The 14,833-nt window shown below is 42.0% G+C and carries 10 protein-coding genes; 7 read left to right on the forward strand and 3 right to left on the reverse strand.

The window, feature by feature from the left end; all coding sequences use genetic code 11:
- Positions 1–515: 515 nt before the first annotated feature.
- Positions 516–743: a hypothetical protein gene (locus BLU33_RS11930; RefSeq protein ID WP_157682128.1), complete on the forward strand. Its 228-nt coding sequence runs from the start codon at positions 516–518 to the stop codon at positions 741–743.
- 11 nt (positions 744–754) lie between these two features.
- Here BLU33_RS11930 and BLU33_RS11935 read toward each other — a convergent pair whose 3' ends face one another.
- Positions 755–943 carry a hypothetical protein gene (locus BLU33_RS11935; protein ID WP_091372854.1) on the reverse strand — a complete coding sequence of 63 codons (189 nt, stop codon included), beginning with the start codon at positions 941–943 and terminating at the stop codon, positions 755–757.
- A 50-nt stretch (positions 944–993) separates the two neighbouring features.
- Positions 994–1,647 (reverse strand): DUF92 domain-containing protein, encoded by a 654-nt coding sequence (locus tag BLU33_RS11940; protein WP_091372857.1) that lies wholly within the window; start codon positions 1,645–1,647, stop codon positions 994–996.
- 51 nt (positions 1,648–1,698) lie between these two features.
- On the opposite strand from BLU33_RS11940, the gene BLU33_RS11945 reads away from it, so the two are divergent.
- Complete coding sequence (locus BLU33_RS11945) at positions 1,699–3,567, forward strand: AAA domain-containing protein (protein ID WP_091372859.1); 1,869 nt, start codon at positions 1,699–1,701, stop codon at positions 3,565–3,567.
- 3 nt (positions 3,568–3,570) lie between these two features.
- Here BLU33_RS11945 and BLU33_RS11950 read toward each other — a convergent pair whose 3' ends face one another.
- Positions 3,571–3,876, reverse strand: a complete 306-nt coding sequence (locus BLU33_RS11950) for an RNA recognition motif domain-containing protein (protein WP_091372862.1) — start codon at positions 3,874–3,876, stop codon at positions 3,571–3,573.
- A gap of 132 nt (positions 3,877–4,008) precedes the next feature.
- Here BLU33_RS11950 and BLU33_RS11955 point away from each other — a divergent pair, with 132 nt between their 5' ends.
- The 5 genes from BLU33_RS11955 to BLU33_RS11975 all read left to right on the forward strand — a co-directional run bounded on the left by BLU33_RS11955 (position 4,009) and on the right by BLU33_RS11975 (position 14,831).
- The gene (locus BLU33_RS11955; protein ID WP_091372864.1) at positions 4,009–4,776 is read left to right on the forward strand and encodes a M90 family metallopeptidase; all 768 of its coding nucleotides are present in this window, start codon (positions 4,009–4,011) and stop codon (positions 4,774–4,776) included.
- A gap of 287 nt (positions 4,777–5,063) precedes the next feature.
- Positions 5,064–7,832, forward strand: a complete 2,769-nt coding sequence (locus BLU33_RS11960) for an alpha-L-rhamnosidase (protein ID WP_091372868.1) — start codon at positions 5,064–5,066, stop codon at positions 7,830–7,832.
- Between the two features lie 70 nt (positions 7,833–7,902).
- The gene (locus tag BLU33_RS11965) at positions 7,903–10,206 is read left to right on the forward strand and encodes a beta-N-acetylhexosaminidase (protein ID WP_091372871.1); all 2,304 of its coding nucleotides are present in this window, start codon (positions 7,903–7,905) and stop codon (positions 10,204–10,206) included.
- Positions 10,207–10,215: 9 nt separating this feature from the next.
- Positions 10,216–12,522 (forward strand): glycoside hydrolase family 3 N-terminal domain-containing protein, encoded by a 2,307-nt coding sequence (locus BLU33_RS11970; protein WP_091372874.1) that lies wholly within the window; start codon positions 10,216–10,218, stop codon positions 12,520–12,522.
- A 155-nt stretch (positions 12,523–12,677) separates the two neighbouring features.
- Positions 12,678–14,831: a GH92 family glycosyl hydrolase gene (locus BLU33_RS11975; protein ID WP_197684602.1), complete on the forward strand. Its 2,154-nt coding sequence runs from the start codon at positions 12,678–12,680 to the stop codon at positions 14,829–14,831.
- Positions 14,832–14,833: the final 2 nt, after the last annotated feature.

Here is a 14,833-nt window from a genome sequence, read left to right on the forward strand (position 1 = left end):
CATGCTCCAAGTGCACCACGTTACCAAATCGGTTAACATAGGCTACGGATTCATGTAGCTTTCCGTTTATTTTATATTTTACTTTGACGGTGAATGTCCCCGCCTTATTGAGGTTAAAATACATTTGAACAGGCTCATAAACATCCTGAGGAGTAATATTTTGTTTAATCCGGGTAGTCAGAGGTAAACATTCATCATCAGTGCAATATTTTCGCATGAATGTTATTTCACTAGGATGCATTCGTATACAGGTGATAGGTAAATCATTTCCTTTAAAGATATAAATAATTGCCTAATATATACAAATGTGATTTTTTATAGTTATTATAATTTAAATTGACTTTAAAGCTTTAAATACTCATATATCATTAATCTACAGAATTATACAACAAATAAACATAACTCATAACATTCATTTACCATATAACCTAAAATCAAATTACGCATTGTTAATTAATAATACAACAAATGCTTTTCTTATTAGTTATATTTACAAAGCCAAACCAATGTTTGATATGACAAAATTAAAGGCAACTATATTATGGCCATACGTTTATTTCCTTGATATATTGGTATCAATTTTTACCGATCAAACCTTTAAACGCTCAAGAGCTATCTCAAAAATATACTACAACAGGTTAGTTAGCAGGGATAATGCCGCGGCCGGAGAAAAAGCAAAACAACAAGAAACAAATAAAGATTCTATTTTTGGGAGCGGTTTCAGAATAAATCAGGACGCCTGATATAATCGACCTTATTCATCTTCTTCGTCATCCCCAGCTATCCATTCGGCATCCAAATCAATATCTTCAGCATCTGGTTCATTGATGTCATCATCAACTTGTATTTCGTGCAGGTCATTTTCTTCCTCTGCATCAAAATCTTCCTCTTCGGTGATGTAATCCTCATCCGGATCAACTAGTTCAATATTATCTGATCGCATTTGGCTACTTTTAATCAGATAACAGGGTTTTAGCTGATTAGTTTCCGTTTTTATAAACTAAATAACAACAAACAGACTACTGCGCCGACAGTGGTATTTAAAAAATTTACCACATTATTACCTATAAAACCTTTACGTTCAAGCGTCGCCCCAAGCACAGAATCAATAATATTACCCATAAAACCTGCTGCAATTATATAAAAAAGCTGCATGCCCCAACTCTTTAATAAACAATACGTTATTGCAATAATTGCAGCGCCTGCCAAACCAATCACTGTACCTTCTAAACTAATTACACCATCAAGTCCTCGTTCATCATTTTTAAAAGTGATGATATTGAAGAATCGTTTCCCATACACTGTTCCAAGCTCCGACGATAGCGTATCAGCAGTAGCAGATGCCAGGCTACCCGCTATCATCAATTGAAATAAGGTTTGATTTTGTGGCCATATACAAGCACATAGACCCAAAATAGCGGATACTCCCCCATTGGCTAATACCTGCCCGGATGTTCTTTTTGAACCCTTGCCTTTTGTTGCCAATGAGGCCAGCATAAAGAATGCTGCCAACAAACTTATACTTGTATAACCTGCACCTGTATAAATTACCGCGGCAACTACCCACCCGGTGATAGCTCCTGTAAGCGTGAGTTTGCGAAGAAAATAACTAAGCGCAGCAGCAATAAATAATAAAATATAGGTCATAAGTTTAGCGTGGACTTACAACAAAGATAGGCTTATGATTACCTTTGACCGATGGACTATTTCAAAAAGCTGCAGGATCTGCTAAAAATTGAACGTACCGAAGATCGTGAGGCTTATTTGAAGCTTACAGCATCCACATCAGTAACTGACCGCAGGGCCGCAGGCTTGTGCTGGTACCCTATTTCAATTACAGGTACTGAACCCAGCAGAGGGGATTATCTGAACGTAGAAATTGAGCGAAGAGCTCACCAGGATATCGCGCATCAACTGCGTTTTGGTAGTCCTGCAATACTTTTTTCAAACCATGACCCAAAAAACGACCGCGTTGAGGGTGTTATCTCCTACCAGGGTGGCGATAGGCTAAAGATCAATCTTTTTACCGAAGAACTGCCTGATTGGAGTCGTGACGGCAAGCTGGGCGTTGAACTGTTGTTTGATGATAACAGCTATGACGACATGAATGTGGCCTTGAAACTGGCTGCTTCCATACCCGAAGACCGGCGGATACAAGTATTAACCGGCCTTAAATCTCCTGTTTTTGCTCCTGAAGCTGATCTTCCTATAAATGATTTAAATGTGAGCCAGCAGGCAGCAGTAAGAAAGATCATTTCGGCACATGATTTAGCAATAGTTCACGGCCCCCCGGGTACTGGCAAAACCACTACGTTGGTACAGGCTATTAAGCTAATGGCGGCAAGTGAGCAGGTGCTGGTGGTAGCCCCAAGTAATACCGCGGTTGATCTGCTCAGTGAAAAACTGGCTCTGGAAGGCTTGAATGTATTGCGTATCGGTAACCCGGCAAGGGTATCGGACAGGCTAATGTCGCTGACGCTGGATAGCCAGATGGCGGAACACAGTTATATGAGGGAGAGCAAAAAGCTTAAAAAGCAGGCTTCGGAATATAAGAACATGGCACATAAGTATAAGCGCAATTTTGGCAAAGCCGAACGCGACCAGCGCAAGGCACTTTTTGATGAGGCGCACAAGATCATGAAGGAAGTTGCCAAAACCGAACAGTTTATTATTGATGATCTGGTAAGTAAAGCACAAGTGATCACTGCTACATTAGCAGGCGCCAATAACTGGACTATAAAAGCACAAAAGTTTAACACAGTAGTAATTGACGAAGCCGGGCAGGCACTGGAACCTGCCTGCTGGATACCCATTTTAAAAGCACAAAAAGTTATTCTTGCGGGTGATCATTGTCAGCTACCACCTACTATAAAATCTGCCGCAGCAGCTAAAAGTGGATTGAGTACTACACTTTTAGAAAAATGTGTGGCATTATACCCCGAAGCTGTTGTTTTGTTAAATGAACAATACCGCATGAATGAGGCGATCATGGGCTATTCATCAAAAGTATTTTATAATAACGAATTAAAGGCACATGCATCAGTTGCCTCTCGGTTACTTTTTGAGGGCGATTCACCATTAAATTTTATTGATACTGCCGGTTGTGGTTTTGAAGAGAAACCAATAGGCACAAGCGTTGCCAATCCCGAAGAAGCAGCATTTCTGTTTAAATATCTTGAAACATTTGTTACCGGTATTGATCCGTTCCCAACCATCGCCATAATATCACCCTATCGTGAGCAGATCAGGTTATTAAAAGAACAACTGGCAAATACACCGGCATTATTACCATTTTTAGACTACGTTTCTGTAAATACTATCGATAGTTTCCAGGGACAGGAACGGGACATGGTATTGATCAGCATGACAAGGAGTAACAGCGAGGGCGAGATTGGTTTCCTTTCGGATATCCGCAGAATGAATGTAGCTATGACCCGTGCAAAGAAAAAACTGGTAGTTATTGGTGACAGCTCTACCTTAACAAGGCTGCCTTTTTATGCAGATATGATAACTTATGCAGAAGATCTGGGTGCTTATAAAAGTGCCTGGGAATATTCTTTTCTATAAGCCTTAAAATGTCCTTCTTGGCCTTTTCTTTTTCACAGGAGGTGGAGTTGGCGCTACAGGAGCATTTTTGTTATCAGCTACGCGCACACTTATCTTCCTGTCATCAATTTCAGCGCCGTCAAGCGCGGCAATGGCCCGACGTGCGCCTGCTTCGTCATTCATATGAATAAAGCCATAGCCAAGGCTTACATCTGTTTCCTTATCAGTAACCACAGTAACAAGATCAACAAGCCCGTGAAGACTGAATAGCTCCAGGAGTTCGGTTTTATCCATATCGCGCGGGAAACCCACGACAAATAATTTAGTCATTGTGATTTGCTTGTTACAATACAAAGATGGAAATTATTTTATCAAATTTCAGAATTAGATTTAAAGTAAAATATATCTTTTTATAAATATCGCAATTTTGATAGCTTAATATTTGTAAGTTGCATTAAAAACATGATATATATAATTGCATTCATCGTAATCGGCCTGGCTGGCTATTTTATCCTCCGACCAAAAAACAAACCTGAGATAAGTATCCAACCACAGCAATACCAGGCATTACTTGAAGTTAACGTTGCTTATTATCGCAAATTGGATGCAGCAGGTAAAGTCCAGTTTGAGAAATTGGTGGATGCTTTTTTAAATGACATTAATATTGAAGGTGTAGGCACTGAAGTTACTGATACCGATCGCGTGTTGGTCGCATCCAGCGCAGTGATCCCCATCTTTGGTTTCCCCAACTGGAAATATAAGAACCTCACCAATGTAATCCTCTACTCTGACACATTCGACCAGGAATTTCAGTTTGAGGGCGAGAACCGCAGTATATTGGGTATGGTAGGTTCGGGCTATATGAACGGGCAAATGCTATTATCTCGCGCAGCGTTAACAAAAGGATTTTCACCCACTGCCGGGATGGAAAACACAGCCATACACGAATTTGTACACCTGCTCGATAAATCAGACGGGGCAACAGACGGCATACCGGAAAACCTGATGGCCCATGAATATGCCGCCCCATGGCTGCACATGATGCATGTTGAAATGCACCGCATAGCAGAGGGTAAATCCGACATCAATCCTTACGCCCTAACCAATGAAGCCGAATTTTTAGCAGTAGCCTCAGAATACTTTTTTGAGAAACCAGATCAGCTGCAGCATAAGCATCCTGAAATTTATGAGCAGCTAAGCCTCATATTCGGGCAAAATCCTGTTGCTTGATCGCTTTATAGGTGCATTTTTATGAATTAATATCCAGCTATTAAAACCTTATACCGCCGTGTAACGTAACTCTTATATAGTGCAATAGTCGGCTTGTTCATTATAATGTAACAATATAGTTTCCGAGGCTAATAAAAGTACTATATAAAGATTTTTTACGCTTAAAATAAAACAAAACGTGTTACAACTTCTTTTTAAATAATTGTTTTTTGTATTATTACCCATACGTATAATCCATAGTGATATGCATAGTATAATACTACATAAAGCGAGCTGAATTTATTACTATGCGCAACAAAATACCCCTAAGTGCAAAAGTATTACTGCTAATACTTATTCCCTTTAGCATCCGGGCTAAAACAGTCACCTACCCGGTAAACGTTGGCAGCTTGGTTTGTGAATATAAAACAAATCCCATATCAGTTGATGTGAGCAATCCGCGTTTAAGCTGGAAGCTTTATACTTTTATAAGAAGCACCAAGCAAAGTGCCTATGAGATAAGGGTTGGGAGTAATGCCTTGCTGCTAACCAAAGGCAAAAAAATATTGTGGGAATCGGGCCGTATTAATTCTGATCAGTCTATCCAGGTGCCTTATAAAGGCCCGGCGCTGACCTCACGCGAGAAATGTTACTGGCAGGTACGGGTATGGAACAATAAAAACCAGGCATCGGGCTGGAGCGAGGTTAATTACTGGAAAATGGGCTTACTGAACCGCAGCGACTGGGTAGCTCACTGGATACAGGACACCTATAAGTCCGACACTACAGGCGGCCCAAGCCCAATGTTCCGGAAAGAGTTTAACATCAAAAAACCAGTAAGAGCTGCATATCTTTATATCACCGCCCACGGCGTTTACGAAGCGCAACTGAATAATGAAAGAGTTGGCAACGATTACTTCACGCCCGGTTTTACCAGCTATAAAAAGCGCTTACAATACCAGGTATACGATGTTTCATCTGCTATAAAAAAAGGCGATAACGCTATTGGTGTAACTTTGGGTGATGGCTGGTACCGCGGCTATACCTATGATCGTAAAAAAAATGTATATGGCAGCAAACTGGCACTTCTTTTTCAGCTGGAAGTGATCTACGAAAATGGTAACCGACAAATTATTACTTCCGATAAAAATTGCCGCGTTACTTATGGGCCAATCCTTAAATCATCATTTTTTGATGGTGAACTGTATGATGCCCGCAATGAAAAACCGGGTTGGTCGGGTGTAGGCTATAACGTTAGCCAATGGGATAATGTACAAACTAACGATAGCATAAAAGATCATCTGATCGCTATGTACGGCCCTCCTGTTACCAAGCATGAAAAATTTGTGCCTATACAGGTATTAACAACACCCGAAGGCGACCGCGTGGTTGATTTCGGGCAGAACCTGGTTGGCTGGGTGCAATTCAAGTTAAAAGGAAAAGCAGGTGATACACTCCGCTTATTTCACGGTGAAGTACTCGATCAAAAAGGAAACTTCTACAATAAAAACCTGCGCACAGCAAAACAGGAGATCACTTATGTTTTCAAGGACGATGATGCCGAAACTTATGAACCTCATTTCACTTTTCAGGGTTTCAGATATGTGAAAATCCAGGGCTATACCGGCCCTATTGATTCAACAAACTTTGTGGCTTATGCTTTATATTCCGATATGGGGCAAACAGGCAACTTCTCTACCTCAAATGAACTTGTAAACCAGCTGCAGCACAATATTCAATGGGGACAAAAAGGCAACTTTATTGATATCCCCACAGATTGCCCTCAACGCGACGAACGTATGGGTTGGACTGGTGACGCACAGGCATTTTGTAGCACCGCAACTTTCAACATGAATGTAGCAAGCTTCTTCACCAAGTGGTTAAAGGATCTCTCTGCCGATCAGCTTAAAAATGGTGCTGTGCCTTATGTAATACCCAATGTTTTGGATAGCACTTATGTTGCCGCCTCCGGCTGGAGCGACGTGGCTACCATTGCCCCCTGGACTATTTATTTAGCCTACGGCGATAAGCAATTATTACAGCAGCAATATGCAAGCATGCAAAGCTGGGTGAGCTACATACAATCGCACAGCAGGAATAACCTGTGGGATACCGGCAACCACTTTGGCGACTGGCTTTTTTATTCCGGCACCGATTATGAAGATGGCGCTGCCCTAACTGACAAAAACCTGATAGCGCAGGCGTTCTATGCATATTCAACCCAATTGCTGATCAACGCGGCCAAGGTTTTAGGTCGTGATGAAGATGTAAGGATCTATACTTTATTACTAAACAGCATAAAAAAAGCCTTTCAAACAGAATATGTTACTCCAAGCAGCAGGATGATCTCGGGTACGCAAACATCTTATGTACTCGCGCTTAATTTTGACTTGCTGCCCGAAAATTTAAGGGCGTCAGCCATACAAAGATTAGTACAAAATATAGATGACTATGACGGACACATTACCACGGGCTTTTTGGGTACACCCTACATATGCCAGGTATTGACCAGGTTTGGGTATACCGATGTTGCCTTTTCGTTACTAATGAAAAAATCATACCCATCGTGGCTTTACCCGATTACCAAAGGTGCCACCACCATATGGGAACGCTGGGATGGAATAAAACCGGATGGCACTTTACAGGACCCGGCTATGAATTCATTTAATCACTATGCCTATGGTGCCATAGGCGATTGGATGTATAAGGATATCGCGGGCATACGTACCGATGAAAGCTCAGCGGGTTTTCACAAAATATGGATAACTCCGCATGTTGGCGGGCACCTTACATCAGCCCAGGGCACACTGGAAACCATGTATGGCGAAGTAAAATCATCATGGAGCATTGCCGACAGTACTTATACACTTAATGTAATTATCCCACCAAATACAACGGCAAACATTGTTTTGCCCTCAGTTTCGGGTTTAATAACAGAGAGCGGTAATAATATTTTCACAGTACCGGAGATCAGCAATATTCAAAAAAGCAGTACGGGAATGCAATTAACAATAGGCTCTGGTGATTACACTTTTGTTTATACCTATAAACCAATTGTACCTGTGGTTAAGCACTAAAAAAGCACTACAACTTAATGTATTGTTATTGATATACATTTAAATGCGATATTAAATCTATTTTTAACATATGATCCTATCTGAAAACCACCCTGCCGAAAAGAGCTTTAAATATCGTTGTTTGCTAAAAGTATTTTTATATATAACAGCTATCGTATTGACAACAAACAGTGATCTGTTTGCTCAATTACATATCGTTCCACAACCGGTTAGTGCTGTTCAGCAAAAGGGTTCTTTTAGTGTGAAAGATGGGGCTACAATTGCAGTAAATGCAGAGAGTCAAATTGTAGGAAGTTATTTACAGCAGTATTTAAAAGATACTTACCAGTTAAATGTAAAGGTTAAGAAGTACGATCAAATTCCGCAAAACGCAGCCATACAATTAGTGAGCAAGGCTACCGATACGGTCAAAGGTGCTTATACTATGTTGGTATCCACTAAAAGCATAATCATAACAGGCAGCGGGCCGGGATTATTTTATGGTGTGCAGTCGCTGATCCAATTATTACCTGGTACTATAAGCAAATCATTAGCCGTTCCTGCCTGCCAGGTAGCAGATGAGCCCCGCTTTCAATGGCGCGGCTTGAGCATTGATGTTAGTCGCCATTTCTTTACGGTTGATGAAGTGAAAAAATACATCGATATGATGGCGCATTACAAACTGGATATTTTGCACTGGCATTTAACCGACGATGAAGGCTGGCGCATACAAATTGATAAATACCCCCTTTTGACTGAAGTTGGTGCCAAAATAGCGTATTATGCAAAGCAAGGAAAATTCAGAAAGCTGGATAACCTGAATGACGACGGTAGGGACGGTTTTTATACTAAAGATGATATCCGTTCCGTAGTAAAATATGCGCAGGACAGGTTTATTACCATTTTGCCTGAAATTGAAATGCCGGGCCATAGCGAGGCGGCAATTTTTGCTTATCCGGAATTGGGTTGCAAGGATTCGACAGGCGCGGCACACCGAGTGCGCATGCTTGATCCAAGCGAATATACATTCACCTTTTATGAAAACGTACTTACCGAGGTAATGCAATTGTTTCCTAATCAATATATACACATCGGTGGTGATGAAGCTGAGGTTACCGACTGGCTTAAAAGTCCTACTGCAGTTGCCCTGATGAAACGGGAGCACTTTACCGAACCGGGACAGGTGCAGAGCTATTTTATTAAAAGGATTGAAAAATTCCTGAATACTAACGGCAAAAAACTGATCGGCTGGGATGAGATCTTAAAAGGCGGATTAGCCCCATCGGCTACTGTAATGAGCTGGGAAGGTGAAGAAGGCGGTATTATAGCCGCAAAAATGCACCACAAGGTAATCATGACTCCCCTGCCCCAAATGTATTTTGATGCCCCGCAGGCCAACGCCATAACCGAGCCTATCGGCTGGAACGACCCGGTAAGCTGGCAAATGGTTTACAACTATGAGCCGCAATCAAAACAATTGACGCCTGATGAAGCAAAATACATATTAGGTGCGCAGGCCAATATCTGGGTAGAGAAAATTGGCACATATAAGCATCTGGAGTACATGATCTATCCCCGTTTACTCGGTGTAGCTGAACTAACATGGACGCCAAAAGCCGAAAAGGATATTAAACGGTTTGAACAAAGCATGTATGCCAATTATCGCTTGTTTAATTTATGGGATTTAAATGCACGAATCCCAAATGCTGATGGATTGAAGGATGTGATCACCAATAAAAACAACTATTCGCAAACCATAACTTACCCACTAAACGATGCCCAAGTGCGGTATACGTTTACCGGGAAGACTGATACGAATGCTGTACTTAACTCATTTCCGTTATTATTGAGATCAACATTTAAAGATAGTTTACCCATCAGGTTATACATTACCCGACCGCCTGCAAAACCTATTACACAAATTGCCACGATAAAACATGTTAATGTGCCGCAACCTTTAACAAATACGCCTGATCTGCAACCCGGCCTGGCCTACTTTGCGTACAGAACCACGTACAATAACTATCCGACATTGGATACAGCTAAAAATTTCGTAACCGGCGCATGGCAAGTGGGCGACTTTATCAAGCCATTCCCGGGTCAGTTTAACACTTGGGTTAAGTTAAACGGATACCTTAAAATTGATACGGAGGGCGATTATCTGATCACATCGGATTTTGAAAATAGTCCTTTGGTACTACTGGGTAACCTTGTCATCATCAATAGCAATGAAAACAAATACGTTGAACCACAGGAAACAATTTTGCACCTGCAAAAAGGCATATACCCAATAGGCGGTTATTATTTGGCTGATGCTACAAATAGTGAGCAAACGCTTATCAGCATAAAAACCACTGATGGCAAACCGCTTGAAACCTCATACCTGTTTCATTAATTTGTGACAATGATGGGCAAGAGAATACAACTGTTAATATTAATGCTTGGGTTAGCCACTATAACAAAGGCACAGGTTTATAAAGATCCAAAAGCGCCGATCCCGGTACGTGTAACGGATCTTTTAAGGCGGATGACGCTGGAGGAAAAGATAGGGCAAATGACAGCTTCTGATCTGGATAAACCTTTGAATGGCGATATCGCTTACGGTGTTTGTGCCAGTCCGTTTTTATCTGTAGGAGATGTAGCTAAACAATCTATCGCTGCAAAAAAAGAGGTGCGTAAAAAATCAAGACTGGGCATACCCCCTATTCAAATTGGCGAATGTTTGCACGGGCAACTGGCCGCAGGCGCTACCATATTTCCACAGGCCATAAACCAGGGCTGTACTTTTAATCCTGCCCTGATTCAGCAAATGGGCTCGGTGATTGCCTATGAAGCATTATCATCAGGTGTTGACCAGGCACTATCTCCGCTGTTTGACCTCATCCGCGACCCGAGGTATGGTCGTGTTGAAGAATGTTATTCTGAAGATCCCTATCTCGTAACCGCAATGGGAACTGCCTTTGTAAGAGGCATGCAGGGCGATGCCGCTCAAAGCAGGATAGGCATTGGCAAAGATAAAGTAATGTGTACCGCCAAGCATTTTGCCGCGTATAGTATTACCACGGCGGGCATTAACCTATCCCCTGCTGAAATTGGCGAACGTGAGTTACGCTCTATGATATTGCCACCGTTTAAGGCAGCTATACAACAGGCAAATATCTACTCGGTAATGCCCGCTTATAACGAGATTGATGGCATACCCGCCCATGCCAACAGCTTTTTATTGAACCAAATATTAAGAAAGGAATGGGGCTTTACAGGCTATATATTTTCTGATTATGATGGCCTCATCATGCTGAACACCTTTCATAAAGTGGCTAAAGACAAGGAAACGGCAGCCATGATGGGCCTGAAAGCCGGTGTAGATCTGGAGTCACCACAGCCGGATGTTTATCCTAAGTTGATAGAACTTGTAAAATCAGGGTCGATCAAGGAATCATTGATAGATACCGCAGTAGCACGTATCCTTACAGCAAAGTTTAAAGCAGGCCTGTTTGAAAAGGCAGCACCTGATACATTACAACTAAAAGCGCGGGTACATACAACGCAGCATATCGCGCTATCACAACAAATAGCCGAAGAATCAATTGTACTGTTAAAAAACGACAAGCAGCTGCTGCCTTTGAACATCAATAACATAAAATCACTGGCAGTTATCGGCCCGAATGCAAACCAGGTTCAGTATGGCGATTATAGTCCTACCCGAGATAATCTTTCGGGTACTACCGTATTGGCTGGTATTAAGGAGTTGGTTGGCAACAAAGTAAAGGTCAACTATGCCAAAGGCTGCGATCTGATAGCGAATGATAAGAGCGGCTTTGATGAAGCCATTAACGCTGCTAATAATAGCGATGCCGTTGTGGTGGTATTAGGTACTACAAGTGTGATTTTCCAGGGTGTGGGCTGGAATGGGCATTTACCTGCCAACGAACCTAAAGATCCTTTCACCTGCGGCGAGGGTTATGATGTTACCGACATTAACCCGCAAGGTGTACAGCGTGATTTGCTCCAGGCATTATACAAAACAGGCAAACCGGTGATTTTAGTATTGGTAAACGGCCGCCCATGGAGTATAACCTGGGAAAAAGAAAAAATCCCCGCCATATTGGAAGCTTGGTACCCCGGCGAAAAAGGCGGAACAGCAATTGCCAATATACTTTTCGGCAAGGTAAACCCATCGGGCAGGTTAAATGTATCCATCCCGCAATCAACCGGGCATATACCAGTGTATTACAATATGGTAAACTCCAATAAAGGTTTTTACCATAACCCGGGCACACCTGATAAACCGGGGCAGGATTATGTCTTTTCATCTACCGCTCCCCTGTTCCCGTTTGGTTTTGGGTTGAGTTATACCACGTTTGATTACTCAAACATAAAAGTATCAGCAGAGCAATTCGGCATAAATGATAAAATCGAAGTTAGCGTTGATGTAAAAAATTCAGGCAATGTTACGGGTAAAGAAGTGGTACAAATGTACCTCGGCAATAAAATAAACAGCGTAAGCGCGCCAGTTATGGCGTTAAAAGGCTTTGATAAAATATCATTACACCCCGGCGAAACTAAAACGGTTAAATTTACCGTATCACCTGATGATATTGCTATTTACAACACAGAAATGAAACATATAACCGAGCCCGGAACATTTGATATTATGATAGCCCGTTCGGCCGAAGATGTGGTATTGAAAAAAACGGTGGAGTTTAAATGATAAAAAATATAAACAGCATAAAAGAAGTTCCCCTCTTGAGAGGGGGCGCGAAAGGCAGTGCGACTGCAGGGGTGTGTTCTTCATGCGGTATAAACACACCCCTACCCCCCTCTCAAGAGGGGAATCGCGCGAGCCCTACGCTATTACTGCTTTTATTGACATTGCTTTCATTCAACTATTCCAACGCCCAATCCTACACCAAATACGTAAACCCATTCATAGGTACAGCAGAAACAGGGCATACATTTCCCGGCGCTACAGTTCCTTTTGGCATGGTGCAGTTAAGTCCGGAGACAGGTAATTTTGGATGGGATTATTGCTCTGGTTATCGTTATGAAGATAGTGTGATCACAGGCTTTGCCCACACCCATTTAAACGGAACAGGTGGCGTTGACCTGGGCGATGTGCTCTTCTTCCCTTTCCAGGGCAAAGCACCTGCAAATTTTGTAAGCGGTTTTTCAAGGTCGACAGAAAAAGCATCTCCTGGCTACTATACCGTTGTATTAAACCGCGACAATATAAAAGCTGAGCTTACTGTATCGCCGCATACCGGGTTGCACCGTTATACTTTTAACAACAAAGGCGATTCGCATATTCTGGTGGATATCCAGAGCAGTTTAGTTGATTCCAAAGAAGAATTGGAAAGCCATCTTTTAGACGGATCGATCACAATTAATAGCAACAACTCTATCAGTGGCTATACTTCTACATCAGTATGGGTGGATAGGAAGATGTTTTTCACAGCAATTTTCAATAAACCATTCACCGGCTATCATTTTATTGACGGCAAAAACAAAAGACGCTTGATACTTGACTTCGACAACAAAGCAGGCGGACAGGTAGAAGCAAAAGTGGCTATATCTGCAGTAAGTATTGAAGGCGCTAAATTGAATCTTTCAGAAACCATAAATAAATCCTTCGAAATCGTTAAAAGCGAAACTGTACAAGCATGGGAAAACCGCTTGAGTATTATTAAGGCTGAAGGAACTGATGATGAAAAGACCAATCTTTATACCAGTCTTTACCGCCTGTTCATCCAACCCAATAATATCGCTGATATTGATGGCAAATACCGGGGCGCGGATGGAAAAGTCCATCAATCTGCTGATAAGGTATTTTATTCAACTTTTTCCTTATGGGACACCTATCGCGCGGCACATCCCATGTACACCATCCTTTGCCCCAACCGTGACGGGCAAATGGTAGAAAGCATGCTGCAGCATTTCGACATAGCCAAAGCATTACCCATTTGGACTTTATGGGGAAAGGAAAGTTATGCCATGATCGGCAACCACTCCATACCTGTTATAGTTGATGCCAGTTTGAAGGGGATAAAGGGTTTTGATAAAGAAAAAGCATTCGCCGCTATAAAGAAAACGTTAACTACAAACGTAAATCCAAAATACGACTGGCGCATTTATATGCGCTATGGCTACCTGCCATCGGATATAGTAAAACGTGAAGCGGTATCAAGGACATTAGAAGCTGCTTATGATGACTGGTGCGCTGCTCAATTAGCCAAAGCGCTGCACAAACAGATTGATTACGCTTATTTCACCAGGCGGTCAAAGTTTTACGTTAACCTGTTTGATAAATCAACCAACCTGATGCGCGGTAAATTAGCAAACGGCAAATGGGTTGAGCCATTTGCACATTTGGATAGTGGTCAATTAGCTATAGGGGGCGATTATACTGAGGGTAATGCCTGGCAATATGTTTGGCAGGTGCAACATGATATACCAGGATTAATCAAGCTGATGGGTGGCAATAAAGCATTCTCTGATAAGCTGGATTCATTATTTACTATGCCGGCAAAGGTATTTGGCAAAGGATCAACGCTGGATGTTACGGGTTTAATCGGCCAGTATGCACACGGCAACGAGCCGGTGCACCATGTGGCTTATTTGTACACGTTGGCAGGCAATCCGGCTAAAACACAGCAATATGCAAGGCAGGTGCACGAACAGTTCTATCAAAATAAACCGAACGGCCTGTCTGGAAATGATGATTGCGGACAGATGTCGGCCTGGGATATTTTTACAACCATGGGCTTTTACCCGGTTAATCCGGTAGATGGCAAATTCGTTTTTGGTGCTCCGCAGATGAGGAATATGGATATTACCTTACCGAATAACAGGCATTTCATAATTCAGGCGGTAAACCTGTCGCAAGCAAATAAATATGTGGAGAGTATTAGTTTAAATGGCCGCATCTATACTAAACCATATATCACTTATAAAGATATTATGAGCGGTGGAAACTTGGTATTTACCATGACTGATAAACCTGCCGCACCAAATTTTCAATAGGT

This window comes from Mucilaginibacter mallensis (assembly GCF_900105165.1).
GTDB lineage: Bacteria > Bacteroidota > Bacteroidia > Sphingobacteriales > Sphingobacteriaceae > Mucilaginibacter > Mucilaginibacter mallensis.